An 18,612-nucleotide genomic window follows, 5' to 3' on the forward strand; every position below is an offset into this window, starting at 1 on the left:
GCGCCATGGCCGAATTCACCCCTGAAACCACCATCCTCGAACTGGGCGCAGAGTTTTTCGATCCGGTCGAAGCCGCCCCGTTTCCCCAGACCATCCTGCGGTTCCGCAACGACCGCGCCGCCGAACAGGTGGGGCTGGCCGGGCTGAGTGACGAGCAGTGGCTGCAGCATTTCGGCCGCTTCGCCCCCCTGCCCGGCAGCCTGACCGGGCCGCTGGCGCTGCGCTATCACGGCCACCAGTTCCGCACCTATAACCCCGATCTTGGCGACGGCCGCGGCTTCCTGTTCGCGCAGTGCCGCGATGATCAAGGCCGGTTGATGGACCTTGGCACCAAGGGCAGCGGTACCACGCCATGGAGCCGGATGGGCGATGGCCGCCTGACCCTGAAAGGCGCAGTGCGCGAAATCCTTGCCACCGAAATGCTGGAGGCGCTGGGCGTCGCCACCAGCCGCACGTTCAGCGTCATCGAAACCGGCGAAAAGCTGATCCGCAGCGACGAACCATCGCCCACCCGCGCCGCCGTCTTGGTCCGCCTCAATCACAGCCACGTGCGCTATGGCAGCTTCCAGCGCCAGGCCTTCCACCAGAACCGCGAGGGGCTGACAAAACTGGTCGATTACGGCCTCACCCACCTCGCCCCGGACGCCACCGGCCCCACGCCGGTCGCAGCGCTGATCGATCATGCGGTGAAAGGCGCGGCGCGCATGGCGGCGCAGTTCATGGCCGCCGGCTTTGTCCATGGCGTTCTCAACACTGACAATATCAACATCACGGGCGAAAGCTTCGATTACGGCCCCTGGCGCTTTGCCCCGGCCTGGGATGCCGGCTTCACCGCCGCCTATTTCGACCATTCCGGCCTTTATGCCTTTGGCCGCCAGGCCGAAGCCCTGCAGTGGAACCTGTATCAGCTGGGCAGCGCGTTGCGGCTGATCGCCGAGACCGACGAGCTGAAAGGCCCGCTTGAAACCTATCCCCTACGCTATCGCGCGGCGCTGTCGGACGCGGTGCTGGGCCGGCTGGGGGTCAAGCGGCTGGGGCCGAGTGAGGACGAAGTGCTAGTGGAAGCCATCCAGAAGGCACTGGTCACAACCCAGATGGACCCGGATCGCTTCTTCTTCGATTGGCGCGGCGGCGTGCGGCGCGGGGCATCCGTGGCCGACCCGCACTACAGCCACGACGGCTTCACGGATTTCCTGGCGCTCATCCCCGATTTCGCGGCCGGCGCGCCGTCACACACTTACTGGTCAGACGAAGCCCCCTGCACCATGCTGATCGACGAGGTGGAAGCCCTGTGGGCACCCATCGCCGAGCGTGACGACTGGGCACCGCTCCACACCAAGATCGCCGCGATCAGGCGCATGGGCGAGGCGCACGCGCAGAGTTAGCGCGCCAGCATCGGTCCCAGCGCCTTGCCGCCGAAGATGTGCACATGCAGATGCGGCACTTCCTGGTGGGCATTCACCCCGGCGTTGGCGAGCAGACGATAGCCCGGCTCTTCCAGCCCCAGCAGCTTGGCCACTTCCCCCACCGCGCGCACGAACCCGGCGATTTCCGCCTCGCTCGCGGTGGCCGAAAAATCCGCCCAGCTGCGATACGGCCCCTTGGGGATCACCAGCACATGGATGGGCGCCTGCGGGTTGATGTCGTGAAAGGCCAGCGCGTGCGGGGTTTCGTGCACGCGCTTGCACGGGATCTCGCCGCGCAGGATGCGGGCGAAGATGTTATTTTCGTCATAACTGCCCAAGGCTTCGACCGGCATGTTAAAGGCTCCCACGCGATTTCCGCCTGTTCGTATCACCACTGCCGCAACCGGCAAGACCTGCCTGCAAGGATCAACACCATGTCTGCCGATTCCAGCGACGAAGATTATGTCTATGACGAGGTCAGCGGCGAATGGCTGCCCGCCGCCGAACTGCGGGCGCGGGCGCCGGCGGCCGATCCCGACGTGGTGGAAGTGCGCGATTCCGTCGGCAATCTGCTCGCCGATGGCGACCAGGTGACCTTGATCAAGGATCTCGACGTGAAGGGCGCCGGCCAGACGCTGCGTCGCGGCACGCTGATCAAGTCGATCCGCCTCACCGGCGACCCACAGGAGATCGACTGCAAGTTCGACGGCATCAAGGGCCTCGTGCTGCGCGCCGAGTTCGTCAAGAAGCGCTGATCAGAGATTTCTTGCGTCCGCGCAGCTGCGGGCTTATTCACCTCTCGCTCGCACCCGTCCTGGCGTGCGGCAGGCTTCACCACATCATCGCCGCGTATCTGAGCCACGCGCTCGTCGCCGCGAAGCCGAAAGACTGACATGCACCTCCAAGAACTCAAGAAAACTCCGCCCGCCGAACTGGTGGCCATGGCTGAGGAAATGGGCGTCGAGAACGCCTCCACCCTGCGCAAGCAGGACATCATTTTCGGCATCCTGAAGGCCGCCGCCGAAGCCGGCACCGAAGTGATAGGCGCTGGCACCATCGAGGTGATGCCCGATGGTTTCGGCTTCATGCGCTCGGCCGATGCCAGCTATCTCGCCGGGCCCGACGACATCTATGTCAACCCGCAGATCGTGCGCCGCTATGGCCTGCGCACCGGTGACACGGTGGAAGGCGAGATCAGCTCGCCCAAGAACGGCGAACGCTATTTCGGCCTCAACAAGGTGACGGCGATCAATTTCGACGATCCCGAGGCCGTGCGCCACCGGGTGAATTTCGACAATCTCACCCCGCTGTATCCCGATGAGAAGTTGAACCTCGAACTCGGCGATCCGACGTCGAAGGACAAGACCGGCCGGGTGATCGACATCGTCGCGCCGCTCGGCAAGGGCCAGCGCTGCCTGATCGTCGCCCCGCCGCGCGTCGGCAAGACGATCATGATGCAGAACATCGCGAAGGCGATCAGCGCCAACCATCCGGAATGTTTCCTGATGGTGCTGCTGATCGACGAGCGCCCCGAAGAAGTCACCGACATGCAGCGCACGGTGAAGGGCGAGGTGATCTCCTCCACCTTCGACGAGCCCGCCACCCGCCACGTGCAGGTCGCCGAAATGGCGATCGAGAAGGCCAAGCGCCTGGTGGAACACAAGCGCGACGTGGTCATCCTGCTCGACAACATCACCCGCCTGGGCCGCGCCTACAACACGGTGGTGCCGTCGTCCGGCAAGGTGCTGACCGGCGGTGTCGACGCCAACGCCCTGCAGCGCCCCAAGCGATTTTTCGGCGCCGCGCGCAACATCGAGGAAGGCGGCAGCCTCACCATCATCTCCACCGCGCTGATCGATACCGGCAGCCGCATGGATGAAGTGATCTTCGAAGAGTTCAAGGGCACCGGCAACGCCGAAATCGTCCTTGACCGCAAGATCGCCGACAAGCGCGTCTTCCCGGCCATCGACATCGGCAAGAGCGGCACCCGCAAGGAAGAGCTGCTGGTGGACAAGGAGACGCTGTCCAAGATGTGGGTGCTGCGCCGCATCCTGATGCAGATGGGCTCGACCGATGCGATCGAGTTCCTGATGGACAAGATGAAGGATTCGGTGACGAACGCGGATTTCTTCAATGCGATGAACAAGTGAGGCGGCTGGAAATAGCGGCGCTATTTCCAGACTCGCCGAACTTCGGCCAGCGAACGAAAAGGGCGGCCCCAACAGGCCGCCCTTTTTGATTCGTCTGACGGCGTGGCTCCGCCACGCACTTCCTTCCACTTACTTCGGCACCCCAAGCGGACTCGGCGGCTCCGCCGCCGGCCGCGCCAGCCAGCACACAATCAGCCAGTGATGGCCTTCCGCACCTCAGCCGATCCCCAATCCAGCGTCCCCGATACCCGCCAGATCTCCTTGCCCTCTTCATCATACAGGATCGTCACCGGCAGCCCCTTGGCCTTGATCGCCTCGGCATAGCTGCCCGGCTGGTCCAGGCCAGATTCGATATTCTTGAACTTGTCCTTGCCCCAGAATTTGTCGACCGCCTGCCAGCCTTCCATGTCTTCGGAAATCGGCAGCACCATCACCGGCACTTCGCCGGCCAGCTTGTCGAGCGCCGGCATCTCGGCGATGCACGGCGCGCACCACGTCGCCCACAGATTGACCAGCATCTTCATGCCCTTGTGGTCAGCCAGCTTCTGCTTCGTCCCACCCTTCATTTCCCACGTCACCGCCGCCGGGCCGGGTTCGCCGGCGTGGCTGCGATCGATGGTGTTGATCGGCGCTTCGCCCGGCTTTGCAGCGGTGGCAGCGGGCTTTTCGGGCGCCGTGGGGGCGGCCTGGTTGCAGCCGGCCAGCGCCAGCGTGGTAAGCAGCAGCAGGGTCTTGCGCATGTCAAAGTCCTTCATTCGTTGTCGCCCCGATAAACAGCGCAGTGGCGACTGCCAACCCACTGTGGCACCAAGCCCCGCAAAGGGGACAAGACGATGACGGTTTCACGGCGTGACGCGATCAAGTTGGCAGCACTGGGCGGCGCGGTCGCGGCTGGTTGCGGGGGCGGCAGCAATCCACTATCGGCCACCACCATGAGCAGCGACCCGACAACGCCAGCCGGCACCGCAAACAGCCTGTGGGGCGGCCGCTTCGGCGCCGGCCCTTCGGCGATCATGCAAGAAATCAACGCCTCCATCGGCGTCGACAAACGGCTGTGGCGCCAGGACATCCAGGGCAGCCGCGCGCATGTCGCCATGCTGGGCAAGCAGGGCATCGTTTCGGCCGAAGATGTCGCCGCCATCGACAAGGGCCTCCAGCAGATCGCCGCCGAATATGAGGCCGGCAAGCTGGTCGAGAATCTGGCGCTGGAGGATATCCACCTCCATGTCGAAACCCGCCTGAAAGAGATCATTGGCCCGGCTGCTGGCCGGCTGCACACCGCGCGCAGCCGCAACGATCAGGTGGCGGTGGATTTCCGCCTGTGGGTGAAGGCTGCCTGTGCCGAAGCCGATCTGGCGTTGAAGGGCCTGATCACCGCGCTGCTGGCCCGCGCCGAGGAACATGCCGATACGATCATGCCGGGCTTCACCCACCTGCAGGTGGCGCAGCCGGTGACGCTAGGCCACCATCTGATGGCCTATGTCGAGATGCTGAACCGCGATCGCAGCCGCTTTGCCGATGCGATGAAGCGCATGGACGAATGCCCGCTGGGCGCCGCCGCGCTGGCCGGCACCAGTTTCCCCATCGACCGCCAGATGACCGCCAAGGCGCTGGGCTTTGCCGGCGGGCCGACGCGCAACAGCCTCGACAGCGTGTCGGATCGCGATTTCGCGCTGGAGTATCTCAGCGCCACCCACATGACCGGGCTCCATTTGTCGCGTCTGGCCGAGGAAATGATCATCTGGGCCAGCCAGCCGTTCGGCTTCATCACCCTGCCCGATGCCTGGTCCACCGGCAGCAGCATCATGCCGCAAAAGCGCAACCCGGATGCCGCCGAACTGGTGCGCGCCAAGGCCGGCCAGTTCCTGGCGGCGTTCACGCGCCTGAGTGTGGTGATGAAGGGTCTGCCGCTGGCCTATTCCAAGGACATGCAGGACGACAAGGTGACGGTGTTTGCCGCGCATGACGATCTGGGCCTGTGCCTCGCCAGCATGATGGGCATGGTGCAGACCATCACCTTCAACAAGGCGAAGATGCGCGCAGCGGCCAACAGTGGCTTCTCCACCGCCACCGATCTGGCCGATTGGCTGGTGCGCGCCGGCGGTGTTCCGTTCCGCGAGGCCCACGAGATCACCGGCAAATGCGTGAAGGCCGCCGAAGCCAAGGGTACTGATCTCAATGGCCTGACCGACGCGGAATTGAGCGCCATCGACAAGCGCATCACCAAGGCTGTGCGCGACGTGCTCTCCGTCGAAGCCAGCGTTGCCAGCCGCACCAGCTTTGGCGGCACCGCCCCCGCCAATGTGCGCGCTGCCATTACGGCGGCTCGGAAGGCACTGTGACGCGGGCGATTGCCTTGGCCGCGCTGCTGCTGCTGCTCGCATCCTGCGGCAAGCAGGGCGCGCTGGAGCCGAAGGCCGGCCGCCCCGCACCGGTGCGCAGTGAAACGCAGACCCGCGCCGCCACCCCGCAGGAAATGCTGAAGCTCGATCCGCAGGCCGTGCCGACGCGGGTGGACGACAACCAGGGCCCGCTTCCCGAACGCGGCAACGATCCGTTCAACCTGCCGCCCCCCAGGAACTGACGAATGGACCATTTCCAGTTCAAGGGCGGCGTGATGCACGCCGAGGGCATCAACCTTGAAATGCTGGCCGCAGCGGTTGGCACGCCCTTCTATTGCTACAGCAGCGCCACCATGGAGCGGCATTTCACCGTGTTCCGCGACGCTGTCGCCGGTCTCGGCAACGGCACGCCGCTGGTGGCCTTTGCGGTAAAAGCCAATCCCAACCTTGCCGTTCTGGCGACGCTGGCGCGACTGGGTGCCGGGGCCGACGTGGTGTCGGGCGGCGAGATGGCGCGCGCGCTTGCTGCCGGCGTGCTGGCAGAACGCATCGTGTTCTCCGGCGTCGGCAAGACCCGCGCCGAACTGGCCGCGGGTGTCGAAGCCGGCATCCTGCAGTTCAACGTCGAATCCGAAGCCGAGATCGACATGCTGGCGCAAGTCGCTGCCGCCAAAGGCGCGACCGTCGAGATCGCTATCCGCATCAATCCGGCGGTCGATCCAAAAACGCATGGCAAGATCAGCACCGGCGGTGCTGACGCCAAGTTCGGCATCCCATGGGAACGCCTGCCCGCCGCCTTCGCGCAGGCCGCCGCCCATCCCAATCTGCGCCCCGTGGGCCTCGCCGCGCACATTGGCAGCCAGTTGACCGATCTAGGCCCGGTGGAAGACGCCATTCGCAAGCTGGGCGATCTGGCGCGCGAGCTGGAAGCGCTGGGCCACAAGATCAAGCGCGTTGATGTCGGCGGCGGCTTGGGCGTGCCTTATCGCCGTGACCAGCCGGCGCCGCCCAGCCCGGCCGACTATGCCGCCATGGTTGCCCGCGCCACCGCCGGTTGGCCGTGGCAGCTGATGTTCGAACCCGGCCGCATGATCGTGGGCAATGCCGGCGTGCTGGTGAGCGAAGTGATCCTGACCAAGGACGGCGCCTCCAAGCATTTCGTGGTGGTCGATGCCGCGATGAACGATCTGCTGCGCCCGTCGCTTTATGGCGCGTGGCACGATATTCTTGCGGTGCGGCCCAAGGATGCGCGCACCGTCGCAACAGTTGTGGGCCCGATCTGCGAGACCGGCGATACCTTCGCCGAGGACCGCGAGATCGAAGATGTGCAGTCTGGCGATCTCGTCGCCTTCATGACCGCCGGTGCCTATGGCGCCACCATGGCCAGCACCTACAATTCCCGGCCGCTGGTGCCCGAAGTGATGGTGAAGGGCGATGACTGGGCTATCGTTTCCCAGCGCAACCAGCCCGCCGCGATGCTGGCGCTGGATGCGAAGGCACCGTGGCTTTAAAGCCACCCTCCGCCAGCCGCATCCTCACCGCCAGCCTCGTCGGCACGGCGGTGGAATTCTATGATTTCTACATCTACGCCACCGCCGCGGCGTTGGTGTTCGGGCCTCTGTTCTTCCCGTCCGACAATGCCGATCTGCAATTGCTGCTCAGCTTCGCCAGCTTCGCCGTCGCCTTCGTCGCCCGACCAATCGGTGCGCTGGTGTTCGGCCATTATGGCGACCGGCTGGGCCGCAAATCCACGCTCGTCGCTTCGCTGCTGCTGATGGGCGGCTCCACCTTCGCCATCACCTTCCTGCCCACCTATGCCGCCATCGGCGTCGCCGCGCCGGCAATCCTGTGCCTGCTCCGCTTCGGCCAGGGCTTTGGCCTGGGCGGCGAATGGGGCGGCGCGGCGCTGCTGGCGGTGGAGAACGCCCCGCCCGGCTGGCGCGGCCGTTATGGCATGTTCCCGCAATTGGGTGCACCGGTCGGTTTCATCGCCGCCAATGGCCTGTTCCTGGCGCTCGGGCTGTGGCTCGACGATGGCGAATTCCTCAACTGGGGCTGGCGCCTGCCGTTTGCCGGCTCGATCCTGCTGGTCGGCATCGGCCTGTGGGTGCGGCTCACCATCCTCGAAACCCCGGCCTTCGCCGCCATGGTCAAGCATGAAAAGCCGCCGGCGGTGCCGCTGGCCGAATTGGTACGCGATCATGGCCGCGCCACGCTTTGCGGCATCGCGACCGCCGTCACCTGCTTTGCCATCTTTTACATCGCGACCGCTTTCGCGCTCGGCTATGGCACCACCGCTTTGGGCTACAGCCGCGAAGCCTTCCTGCAACTGCAACTGGGCGCCATATTGTTTCTCGCCGCCGGCATTCTCATTGCCGGCTGGCTTTCTGACCGCACCAGCCCGCAGCGCGTGCTGATGCTGGGCAGCCTGTCCAGCGTTGTGCTCGGCGCCACCATGGGCCCGCTCATGCAGGCCGGCACTGGCGGCGTGTTCGCCTTCCTGTCGCTGGGCCTGTTCGTGATGGGCTTTGTCTACGGGCCATTGGGGGCCTTCCTGCCCGGTCTGTTTCCGGCGCGCGTGCGCTACACTGGCGCGTCGGTCGCCTTCAATCTGGGCGGCATCATCGGCGGCGGCCTTACGCCCGTCATCGGCGCGGCGCTCTCGGCGCGCTATGGCATCGGCGCGGTCGGCTGGTATCTGGCCGGCGCCGCGCTGGTCTCTGTGATAGGGTTGGCGCTCTTGCCGAAGGAGGGAGCGGGTTCTAGCGTTGGCGCATGATCCTGCGCCTCACCCTCCTCGCCGCCCTCATCTCCACCTCGGCCCTGGCCTCCCCAGAGACTGACCGTTGGGACAAGCACAAGGCCGCCGTCACCATCACCCGCGATGATTTCGGCATCCCGCACATCAAGGGCAAGACCGACGCCGACGCCGTGTTCGGCATGATCTACGCCCAGGCCGAAGACGACTTCAACCGCGTCGAAACCAACTTCATCAACGCGCAAGGCCGTCTCGCCGAAACCGAAGGCGAAAGCGCCATCTGGCGCGATCTGCGCATGAAGCTGTTCATCGATCCGGCGGAACTGAAGGCGCAATATGTCGCCAGCCCCGCCTGGCTGAAATCGCTGTGCACCGCCTGGGCCGACGCGCTGAACGCGTATCTCGCCAGCCACTCGGCGGTGAAACCCCGCGTCATCACCCGCTTCGAACCGTGGATGGCGCTCAGCTTCTCCGAAGGCAGCATCGGCGGCGATATCGAGAGCATCAACCTCGGCAAGCTGGAGTCCTTCTACACCGGTCAGGCCGTGAAACTCACGGCGGTAGAGTTGGGCAGCGAACTGCTCGAACCCGCCGGCTCCAACGGCATGGCGCTGGCGCCAAGCCGCAGCACGTCGGGCGACGCCCTGCTGCTCATCAACCCGCACACCAGCTTCTACTTCCGCAGCGAAGCCAAGGTCGAAAGCGGCCAGGGCCTTGATGCCTATGGCGCCAGCACTTGGGGGCAGTTCTTCGTCTATCAGGGCTTCAACCGGAACACCGGCTGGATGCACACGTCGTCGGGCGTCGACAATATCGATGAGTTCGCGCTGACCGTGGAGAAGAAGGGCGGCAAATATCATTATCTACACGGCACCAATTGGCGCCCGCTGGCCGAGAAGAGCATCACTGTGCCCTACCGCGCAGCCGATGGCAGCATGAAGAGCCGCAGCTTCACCACGTGGCGCTCTCACCACGGCCCGGTGATCCGCGCTGAAAACGGCAAGTGGATCGCGGTCGCCCTGATGCACCGGCCGGTTGCCGCGCTGGAGCAGAGCTTCCTGCGCACCAAGACGACCGATCTGGCCAGTTATCTGAAGGTCGCGACACGCCGCGCCAATTCGTCCAACGCCACGCTGTTTGCCAGCAGCAAGGGCGAGATCGCCTATCTCCACCCGCAGTTCGTGCCGATCCGTGATGCCAAGTTCGATTGGCGCAAGCCAGTGGACGGCAGCGATCCCGCCACCGATTGGCAGGGCGAACACAGCCTTGATCAACTGCCCAGCGTGATGAACCCGGGCAGCGGCTTTGCCTTCAACGTCAACAACTGGCCGTGGACTGCTGCGGGCCCGGACAGCCCGAAGCAGGCCGCGTTCGCCAAGTACATGGACGCCGCCGGCGAAAACCCGCGCGGCCCCAACGCGCTGCGCCTGTTGAGCGGCGACCGGAAGTTTGATCTCTCCGCCCTGCTCACCACCGCCTATGATCCGTTCCTGCAGGGCTTTGCCGATACCATCCCGCCGCTGGTGAAGGCGTGGGACGCGCTGGCGGATGGGCCGCAAAAGGTGCGGCTGGCAGCGCCCGTCGCCGCGCTGAAGGCCTGGGATTATCGCGCCAGTGAAACCTCGATCCCCACGTCTCTGGCGATGCTTTGGGGTGATGACATGGTCAAACGCTTCGGCCCGGTCGCCAAGCTGGATGAGGAAGCCATCGTTCCCTATCTGGCCAGCGCCAAGGTGCCCGATGCCGAACGCCTGGCCGCACTCGATGCCGCCGTTGGCAAACTGGCCGGCGATTTCGGCGGCTGGGATGTGCCGTGGGGCCATATCAACCGATTCCAGCGCCTGACCGCCAACATCAACCAGTCCTATGACGACAAGCTGCCCTCAACCCCGATCGGTTTTGCCAGCGGCAACTGGGGCAGCCTCGCCAGCTTCGGCGCCCGCCAGCGTGAGGGCACCAAGCGCTGGTATGGCGATTACGGCAACAGCTTCGTCGCCGTCGTCCGCTTCGGCAAGGATGGCCCGGAAGCCCGCGCCGTCCACGCCGGCGGCCTCTCCAGCAACCCGGCCAGCCCGCACTTCCGCGACCAGGCGGAGCGGTATCGGACGCATGATTTTCGCAAGGTCTATTTCACCGATGCGCAGCTGCAGGGGCATGTGGAGAAGATGTACCGGCCGGGGGAGTGAGACTGCTTACGGCTGGGTGGGCTTTGCCTTCATCACCGGCTTAGCCGTCGCATTCGCCGCCGTCTCCACCAGCGTGGAGAAAAACCGATTGAAATCCCGCGCCGCGTCGAGGTCCATCGGCGTCGAAATATCATCCTGCGGGCGGTGGTAACGGCGCTGGTACCAGTCACGGTAGATGCGCTCTTCCTCGGTGCGCGGGTTATAGGCGAAGACGAAGTTCACCGCCGGGATGCCGGCTTCCATGAACGGCCATGAGTCGACCCGGCGGATCAAGTTGCGTTCCGGCTCGCGATCGGGGCGGATCTCGATCTTCAGGCTTTGCGCGACGGATTTCGCCGTATCGGCCAGCGTGTTCTGGTCCAGCCCGTGCAGGGTGAGCGCCTTCAGCGGGAACAGTGGGCGCAACTGATCGAGGTTGATCACGCCCACCAGCTGCTCCTTGGGCACCGTTGGGTGCTGCAGCCACCAGCGCGCGCCGAGCAGGCCCTTTTCCTCCGCCGTCCACGCGGCGAACAACACTGGCCGGGCAAAGCCCTTGCCCTTGCGTCGTGCCGCCAACTGGCTGATCAGCGCCACATAGCCGGCGTCGTCCAGCGTGCCATTATACAGCCCATCGCCGTTCACCGGTTCGCCAAAGCCATAGCCATCGATATGGGCGCCAAGCAGCATCACCTGGCCGGCCTTGCTCTTGTCGGTGCCGGGCAGGAGGCCGAGTACCTGCTGGCTGGTGAAGCGGCGCTGCGCCGTGGTCAGCTTTGCCTCGAAGCGGCCGGGAAGATCAAAAGCCTCCAGATCGCGGTGATAGGTCGCTTCGGTCAGCAGCGTGGCGGCCAGTCGGCCGGTGCCGGCCATCAGCCGTTCCAGCGCTGCGCCGTTCAGCCGGAATTGCGGCAGGCCGGCGGGGGCATCGCCTGGTAGCGCCGTGCCTTCATGCGCCACGGCGCGGGCATAGGCATCGGGCCAGCGCGGCGGTTCCACCGTGAAACCGACATCATCGATGGTGAGCAGCGCCACCGCGCCCGCCGCCGTCACCGCCGCCAGCCGTTCGGCGCCTTGGGCGCGGCCAGCGCGGCGGCTGCCGTAGCACACGGCGATCTTGCCCTTCAGTTCGGGGCCGGCTTCCGCCTTGCTGCAATAGCCGGCGAAACGCATCGGGGCCGACAGGCTGGCCGGCAGATCGGTGGCCGGGCGCGGCGTGATGTCGTGCAGGAACTTCAGTGGAGCGGCGCTGCCATCTGGTGCCACCACGCGCATATCGGCCGCCGTCACCGCCACTTCGTGCAGCGGCACGGTCTGGCGGAATGTGCCGTTATCCCCCGCCGGTTGCAGTTTCGCGGCCTTGAACCAGCCTTCCACCAGGGTGATGGCGCGGGCATGTCCCGGGCTGCCGGCATCGCGGCCTTCCATCGCATCGCTGCTGAGTTCGGCGGTGCGGGCCAGCCATGCCTTGGTGTCGGCATCAGGTTTGGCGAGCGCCGGGGCGGCAAGGACGGCGGCGGCGAGGAGGATGTGGCGCATTGGGGCAGAAGAGACCCGAACGTGTAGTCGGTCAATCCTCGCCGAACTTGTCGAGCACCAGCCCGGCCAGCTTGGACACAGCGGCTTCGGCTTCCGGGCCGGTGGCGCTGATGGTGATGCTTTCGCCCATGGCGGCCGCAAGCATCATCAGGCCCATGATCGAGGTGCCGGTGACCGATGAGCCATCATGCGAAACCGTCACTTCGGCATCGAAGCTGGAGGCCACCGTCACAAACTTGGCACTGGCGCGCGCATGCAGCCCGCGCCGGTTGGTGATCGGGACCTCGACAGGACCGGCCGTCTCGCTCAAGCGGCCTCGCCCAGCATGCGGCTGGCCACCGCGATATATTTGCGCCCAGCATCCTGCGCGGCCTGCACGGCGGCTTCCACCGTGCCGGTCTTGCGGACGCTGGCCAGCTTGATCAGCATCGGCAGGTTCACGCCGGCGATCACTTCCACCTGCGGCCCGAGCAGCGAGATGGCGAGATTGGACGGCGTGCCGCCAAACATGTCGGTGAGGATGATGACACCCTGGCCGGCGTTGCAGCGGGCGACGGCGGCCGCGATATCGGCGCGGCGCAGCTCCATGTCGTCATCGGCGGCAATGCAAATCGGTTCGACACGGTCCTGTGCGCCGACGACATGCTCCATCGCCGCGACAAACTCGGCCGCGAGACGCCCATGCGTTACCAACACCAGTCCAATCATTGCCCGCCGCCGTCACGCCTTTTTGCCGATTCTGTCAATGGGTCGCCTGCGACCACGGCCGCATCGCCCGCCTGTTTAGCGACATCGCGATGCACCAAGGCCACATTCTGGCCAGCCGCTTGCAGCCGCGCGGCCAGTGCGCGGGCCACGGCCACGCTGCGATGGCGGCCGCCGGTGCAGCCGATGGCGATGGTCAGATAGGCCTTGCCCTCGCGGGCATAGCCGGGGAGCAGGCTGGTCACCAGATCGTCGATCTTGTCGAGCGTAGGAGCATAAAGCGGATCGGCCGCAACATGCGCCGCAACGCGTTCATCCTCGCCGGTCAGCGGGCGCAACGTGATGTCCCAATGCGGATTGCTCAGGAACCGCATGTCGAACACCAGATCCGCATCGCGCGGCAGGCCGGCGGAAAAACCGAAGCTGAGCACGGTAACGGTGAGGCCAGGCGAGAAGCCACCGCCAAAGCGTTCGGCGATGCGCATCCGCAGATCGGTGACCGACAATTCGGTGGTGTCGATGACCAGATCAGCCCAGCGTTGCAAAGGGCTGAGCAATTCGCGTTCGGCGCGGATGCCATCGATGGCCGGTCGGTCCAGTGCCAGCGGGTGGCGGCGGCGGGTTTCGGAAAAGCGCCGGATCAGCACATCATCGCTGCATTCCAACGTGATGAGCCGGGCATCGCGGCCCGAATCACGCAGGGCAGCGACGCGCTGGCCCAAGGCGGCGGCATCGAAGGCGCGGGTGCGGCTGTCGATGCCGAGCGCCAGCGGGCGGCTGGTGGCGCCAGCGATCAGCGCGTCGAACAGGGACAGCGGCAGATTGTCCACCACTTCATGACCGGCATCTTCGAGCGCGCGCAGCACGGTCGATTTTCCGGCACCGGACAGGCCGGAGATGATCAAAATCGGCGGATTCATCGCGCCTTCTGTGCCGGGAAGGCCGTGCATTGCCAAGCCATGGACTTCCAGAGCCCGTTCGGCACGCTGCGGCGCAGATTCCCCGAACGGATCAAACGCAAGCCGCGGCACTGTCTGCCCGGCGAGTACCAAAAGATCGGGATCGGGCAGGCGATCAGCTGTGGCCGCCAGATCAAGCGCCAGTGCAACCGGGGCCGGCGCGGTCGGTTCGGGCACGATGCCCACCCCGCGCACTTCCAGCAGGCCAGCCAGGCGCGGCGGCGCGCTGGCAATGATGCGCCCACCCTCCGGTGTGACGACCACCCGATCATCCGCCACCAGCCGCCAGCCGGCCGCCACCAGCCGCAGCGCCAGATCGGATTTGCCGGCACCCGACGGCCCGAGCAACAGCACCGCCCGGCCATCGAGGGCAACGGCAGTGGCGTGGATCGTCTCCACGGCTCAGGCCGCCGGCAGCAGCACACGGAAGGCCGCGCCGCCGCCGGGCGCATCCTCCACGATGATCTGGCCGCCGTGCGCGACCACAATGGCGCCGGCGATGGACAGGCCCAGGCCGGAATGGCGGCCAAAATCCTCGCCTTCCGGGCGTTCGGAATAGAAACGGCGGAAAATGTCGCGGCGGTTGGCGGCCGGCACGCCGGGGCCCTGATCGCTCACCGCCAGCTCGACCTGATCGCCGCGGCTGGCCAGCGCCAGCGTCACCCGGCCGCCATCGGGGGAAAAGCTGATGGCGTTGTCGATCAGGTTGCGCAGCACCTGCGCCAAGCGGTTGGCGTCCCCTTCGATCAGCACCGGCCCGGCCAGGCCGGCGCGCTCGACACTGACCGTGCGCGACCGGTTGGAGGCGGTGGCCGCAATACCATAGGCCGCCACCAGGCCATCGGCGAGCGCGGCGACGTCGATGGGCTGAAAGCCGGTGCGCGACAGTTCCGCATCCAGCCGGCTGGCATCGGCGATATCGGTGATCAGCCGATCGATGCGGCCAACATCGTCGCGGATCACCGCCAGCAACTGGGCGCGCAGTTCGGGCTTCTCCACGCGGTCCAGCACTTCCACGGCAGAGCGCAGGGAGGCCAGCGGGTTCTTGAGTTCGTGCGCCACATCGGCGGCAAAGGCCTCGGTCGCGTCAATCTGGCGCCGCAATGCGGTGGACATATCGGAAATGGCGCGGGCAAGGGCGCCAATCTCGTCACTGCGGTCGGGCAGGCGCGGCACCACCACTTCACGGCTACGCCCCAGCCGCACCCGGTGCGCAGCAATCGCCAACATGCGCAAGGGCCGCACGATGGTGCGCGCCAGATAGAGCGACAGGCCCAGCGTGAGCGCCATGACGCTGAGCAGCAGCCAGGCCGAGGTGAGGCGCTCGCGGCGCAGGATGCTGGCCAGATCGTCCGCCGAATCGGTGAGCAGCACATGGCCCACCCCCGGCACCGGTGCCGCAGCCGTGACGATCAGGCTGCCATCATTGGCGCGGCGCAGATCGGTAATCGGCTGGGCGGCGCTGCTGCTGCGCGCCAGTTCCGGCCACAGACTGGCCGTGTCTACCGCCGGTTCCACATATGGTGACAGGGTGCGAAACCCCAGCACCGCATCCAGCGCCCGATCGATGGCCTTGGCCGATGAACGCCGCCAGCCATAGGCGGCCGGGTCTTCGATCACGAAACGCGGGGTCTTCGGATTCAGCCAATTGTCGGCAAGCCGCTCGCCGCTGCCCGCATACAGCCGCACGCGGGTGCCGCGTTCCATGCCAAGCCGCAGGATGCTGCCGGGCCGCGCCGTTGGCGGAAGATCGGTTACCAGCCGCGAGACGGTGATGGCTTCATTGGCCAGGCTGGCGGTTCGCTCATCGAGCAGGCGCGATCGCACCGTATCGAGATAGAGCAGCATGATCGCCAGCACGATCACGGCGAGCAGGTTCACGGCAAAGATGCGGGCGCGCAGCGAGCCAAAACCAAGGCCGCGGCGCCATTCCTGCACGGCCTCTTCGGCCTTCACCTGGGCCTACTCCTCGTTGAAGCGGTAGCCGACGCCGTACAGCGTCTCGATCGCCTTGAACTGGTGATCAACCGCGCGGAATTTCTTGCGCAGGCGCTTGATGTGGCTGTCGATGGTGCGATCATCCACATAGACATCGTGGCTGTACGCCGCGTCCATCAGCTGATCGCGGGACTTCACGAAGCCGGGGCGGGCGGCCAGCGTTTCCAGGATCATGAACTCGGTAACCGTGAGCGCGACATCCCCGCGCCGGCCTTCGCCTGCATCCCAGAACACGCGGTGGCGGGCTGGATCCATGGTCAGCCGACCACGCACGATCGGATCGACGGCCGGCGCTACGCTTTCCGCATCGGGAGCCACGCGGCGGTTGGCGGTGCGGCGCAGCACGGCGCGGATCCGCTCGATCAGCAGGCGCTGGCTGAACGGCTTGCCGATATAATCGTCGGCGCCCATGGCCAGGCCCAAAGCCTCGTCGATCTCGGTGTCCTTGCTGGTGAGGAAGATCACCGGCACCTGCACTTTTTCGCGCAGGCGGCGCAGCACTTCCATCCCGTCCATCCGCGGCATCTTGATATCCAGCACCACCAGATCGGGCGGGTTCTCGATCAGCGCCTTCAACGCGCTGTCCCCATCGGAATAGAGCCGCACCGCAAAGCCTTCGGCCTGCAGCGCAATCGAAACCGAGGTGAGGATGTTGCGATCATCATCAACCAGGGCAATGGTGGGGGATGGCGGGTTTTCGATATCCATCGACTGGCCTTTTGGAACCTTGGCCGGCCGGTGGCAAGAGCGCGCCGCCAATGGCCCGCACACTCAACCAGACGGTTGCGACATGACATAGCTGGCATGCGCCCGTAACAGGCCCGGCTTCTTTGACGAACCGGGATGCGTCCGCTATGTGGATTTGCAAATCCGGGGGGCAGAAGCCGCACCGTTGTCTTGGGAGAATCCGCTGTGCCGTCCACCGTTGTGCCCGCCCATGGCCTTGTTCAACAGGGTCTCGCCACGCCCGCCGCCCTGCACTGGAACCTGCTCATCGGCCCGCTGGTGGAACTCGCCGTACAGCGCGGCGAAGGCCTGCTGTCGGAACATGGCGCGCTGGTGGTGAAAACCGGCAAGCACACCGGCCGCAGCGCCAACGACAAGTTCATCGTGCGTGATGCCGCCACGGATGGCAGCATCTGGTGGGACAAGAACAAGAGCATCACGCCCGAGCAATTCGCTGCCATCAAGGCCGATTTCGAAACCGCGCTGAAGGGCAAGGCCGATCTGTTCGTGCAGGATCTTTTTGGCGGCAGTCAGCCCGAACACCGGGTGAAGGTGCGCGTGATCACCGAATATGCCTGGCACAGCCTGTTCATCCGCACCCTGCTGGTGCGCCCGGAACTGGCCGATCTGGCGGCGTTCGTGCCCGAATACACCATCATCGATTTGCCCAGCTTCAAGGCCGATCCGGCCCGCCACGGCTGCCGCAGCGAAACCGTGGTGGCGGTGGATTTCGAAGGCAAGACCATCCTGATCGGCGGCACGGCCTATGCCGGCGAGATGAAGAAGTCGGTCTTCTCGATCCTCAACTATCTGCTGCCGCTGAAGGGCGTGATGCCGATGCACTGCTCGGCCAACATCGGCTCAGATGGCGACACCGCCATTTTCTTCGGCCTGTCGGGCACCGGCAAGACCACGCTTTCCGCCGACGCCAGCCGCACGCTGATCGGTGATGATGAACATGGCTGGTCCGATACCGCCGTCTTCAATTTCGAAGGCGGCTGCTATGCCAAGGTGATCCGCCTTTCGGCCGAAGCCGAGCCCGAGATTTACGCCACCACCCGCCGGTTCGGCACGGTGCTGGAAAATGTCGTGATTGATCCCACCACGCGCGTGATCGATCTGGATGACAACAGCCTGGCGGAAAACAGCCGCGGTTCCTACCCGATCGATTTTATCCCGAACGCCAGTGCCGACAACATGGGCCCGGTGCCGCGCAACATCATCATGCTGACGGCCGATGCGTTCGGCATCCTGCCGCCAATCGCCAAGCTGACCCCGGATCAGGCCATGTATCACTTCCTGTCCGGCTACACTGCGCGCGTGGCCGGCACCGAAATCGGCGTGACCGAGCCGGATGCCACTTTCTCTACCTGCTTCGGCGCCCCGTTCATGCCGCGCCACCCATCGGTTTATGGCAATCTGCTGAAGGAACGTATCGCCAAGGGCGGCGTGGACGTGTGGCTGGTCAACACCGGCTGGACCGGCGGCGGCGCCGGCACCGGCGGCACCGGCACCCGCATGCCGATCAAGGCAACGCGCGCGCTCCTGAATGCCGCGCTCGACGGCAGCCTGAAGACCGCCGAGTTCCGCACGGACGACAATTTCGGCTTCGCCGTGCCCGTCTCGGTGCCGGGCGTCGAACCCACCATCCTCAACCCGCGCGAAACCTGGGCCGACAAGGCCGCCTATGACGCCAAGGCCAAGGCGCTGGTCGGCATGTTCATCGCCAACTTCGCCCAGTTCGAAGCCCATGTGGACGCCAGCGTGCGGGATTCGGCACCGAAAGCCGCCTGAACCGGCCAGACCAATGAGATGAGGGCGGCCCGCAACGGCCGCCCTTTTTCGTTGCAGCTCAACGCATGAC

17 protein-coding genes and 1 pseudogene are annotated in these 18,612 nt (G+C 65.6%); 9 read left to right on the top strand and 9 right to left on the bottom strand.

Features of this window, described 5'->3' with window-relative positions:
• Positions 1-5: 5 nt before the first annotated feature.
• Positions 6-1,385, top strand: coding sequence for a protein adenylyltransferase SelO family protein (locus G566_RS0111060; protein ID WP_022680734.1), 1,380 nt, complete (start codon positions 6-8; stop codon positions 1,383-1,385).
• On the opposite strand, the gene G566_RS0111065 is transcribed toward G566_RS0111060, so the two are convergent.
• Entirely contained in the window at positions 1,382-1,759 is a 378-nt protein-coding gene (locus G566_RS0111065; RefSeq protein ID WP_022680735.1) for a histidine triad nucleotide-binding protein, read from the bottom strand. The two genes, G566_RS0111060 and G566_RS0111065, sit on opposite strands and share 4 nt — an antisense overlap.
• Before the next feature lie 81 nt (positions 1,760-1,840).
• Here G566_RS0111065 and G566_RS0111070 point away from each other — a divergent pair, with 81 nt between their 5' ends.
• Both G566_RS0111070 and rho read left to right on the top strand, forming a co-directional pair.
• A complete protein-coding gene (locus G566_RS0111070) occupies positions 1,841-2,161 on the top strand; it encodes an alkylphosphonate utilization protein (protein ID WP_022680736.1) in 321 nt (106 codons plus the stop codon).
• A 138-nt stretch (positions 2,162-2,299) separates the two neighbouring features.
• Positions 2,300-3,556: a transcription termination factor Rho gene (gene rho, locus G566_RS0111075; RefSeq protein ID WP_022680737.1), complete on the top strand. Its 1,257-nt coding sequence runs from the start codon at positions 2,300-2,302 to the stop codon at positions 3,554-3,556.
• Between the two features lie 191 nt (positions 3,557-3,747).
• Here rho and G566_RS0111080 read toward each other — a convergent pair whose 3' ends face one another.
• Positions 3,748-4,311, bottom strand: a complete 564-nt coding sequence (locus G566_RS0111080; RefSeq protein WP_022680738.1) for a TlpA family protein disulfide reductase — start codon at positions 4,309-4,311, stop codon at positions 3,748-3,750.
• Between the two features lie 177 nt (positions 4,312-4,488).
• On the opposite strand from G566_RS0111080, the gene argH reads away from it, so the two are divergent.
• The 5 genes from argH to G566_RS0111105 are packed head-to-tail and all read left to right on the top strand — an operon-like array spanning position 4,489 to position 10,842.
• Entirely contained in the window at positions 4,489-5,898 is a 1,410-nt protein-coding gene (gene argH / locus G566_RS0111085; protein ID WP_022680740.1) for an argininosuccinate lyase, read from the top strand.
• Positions 5,895-6,140: a hypothetical protein gene (locus tag G566_RS0111090; protein ID WP_022680741.1), complete on the top strand. Its 246-nt coding sequence runs from the start codon at positions 5,895-5,897 to the stop codon at positions 6,138-6,140. The genes argH and G566_RS0111090 overlap by 4 nt, the downstream gene beginning before the upstream one ends.
• Before the next feature lie 3 nt (positions 6,141-6,143).
• On the top strand, positions 6,144-7,409 hold the full coding sequence (gene lysA / locus G566_RS0111095; protein ID WP_022680742.1) for a diaminopimelate decarboxylase: 1,266 nt from the start codon (positions 6,144-6,146) through the stop codon (positions 7,407-7,409).
• On the top strand, positions 7,400-8,677 hold the full coding sequence (locus tag G566_RS14245; RefSeq protein ID WP_022680743.1) for an MFS transporter: 1,278 nt from the start codon (positions 7,400-7,402) through the stop codon (positions 8,675-8,677). Before lysA ends, G566_RS14245 begins: the two co-directional genes overlap by 10 nt.
• Positions 8,674-10,842 carry a penicillin acylase family protein gene (locus tag G566_RS0111105; protein ID WP_022680744.1) on the top strand — a complete coding sequence of 723 codons (2,169 nt, stop codon included), beginning with the start codon at positions 8,674-8,676 and terminating at the stop codon, positions 10,840-10,842. Before G566_RS14245 ends, G566_RS0111105 begins: the two co-directional genes overlap by 4 nt.
• A 6-nt stretch (positions 10,843-10,848) precedes the next feature.
• Here the strand turns inward: G566_RS0111105 and G566_RS0111110 are convergent, their stop codons facing one another.
• The 7 genes and pseudogenes from G566_RS0111110 to G566_RS0111135 all read right to left on the bottom strand — a co-directional run bounded on the left by G566_RS0111110 (position 10,849) and on the right by G566_RS0111135 (position 16,730).
• Positions 10,849-12,360: a M28 family peptidase gene (locus tag G566_RS0111110; RefSeq protein ID WP_022680745.1), complete on the bottom strand. Its 1,512-nt coding sequence runs from the start codon at positions 12,358-12,360 to the stop codon at positions 10,849-10,851.
• Positions 12,361-12,391: 31 nt separating this feature from the next.
• On the bottom strand, positions 12,392-12,670 hold the full coding sequence (locus G566_RS0111115; RefSeq protein ID WP_022680746.1) for an HPr family phosphocarrier protein: 279 nt from the start codon (positions 12,668-12,670) through the stop codon (positions 12,392-12,394).
• Positions 12,667-13,068, bottom strand: a complete 402-nt coding sequence (locus G566_RS0111120; RefSeq protein ID WP_022680747.1) for a PTS sugar transporter subunit IIA — start codon at positions 13,066-13,068, stop codon at positions 12,667-12,669. Before G566_RS0111120 ends, G566_RS0111115 begins: the two co-directional genes overlap by 4 nt.
• Complete coding sequence (gene rapZ, locus G566_RS0111125; protein ID WP_040605628.1) at positions 13,065-13,985, bottom strand: RNase adapter RapZ; 921 nt, start codon at positions 13,983-13,985, stop codon at positions 13,065-13,067. Before rapZ ends, G566_RS0111120 begins: the two co-directional genes overlap by 4 nt.
• A gap of 225 nt (positions 13,986-14,210) precedes the next feature.
• A pseudogene (locus tag G566_RS15945) lies at positions 14,211-14,423 on the bottom strand (HPr kinase/phosphorylase); the annotation flags it as partial.
• 3 nt (positions 14,424-14,426) lie between these two features.
• Entirely contained in the window at positions 14,427-15,980 is a 1,554-nt protein-coding gene (locus G566_RS0111130; protein ID WP_022680749.1) for an ATP-binding protein, read from the bottom strand.
• 6 nt (positions 15,981-15,986) lie between these two features.
• Positions 15,987-16,730: a response regulator transcription factor gene (locus G566_RS0111135; protein ID WP_022680750.1), complete on the bottom strand. Its 744-nt coding sequence runs from the start codon at positions 16,728-16,730 to the stop codon at positions 15,987-15,989.
• Between the two features lie 204 nt (positions 16,731-16,934).
• Between G566_RS0111135 and G566_RS0111140 the strand changes: the two genes are divergently transcribed.
• On the top strand, positions 16,935-18,542 hold the full coding sequence (locus G566_RS0111140; protein WP_029131574.1) for a phosphoenolpyruvate carboxykinase: 1,608 nt from the start codon (positions 16,935-16,937) through the stop codon (positions 18,540-18,542).
• Positions 18,543-18,612 lie beyond the last annotated feature (70 nt).

Origin of the sequence: Sandarakinorhabdus limnophila DSM 17366, from assembly GCF_000420765.1 — a bacterium.
GTDB classification, from domain to species: domain Bacteria; phylum Pseudomonadota; class Alphaproteobacteria; order Sphingomonadales; family Sphingomonadaceae; genus Sandarakinorhabdus; species Sandarakinorhabdus limnophila.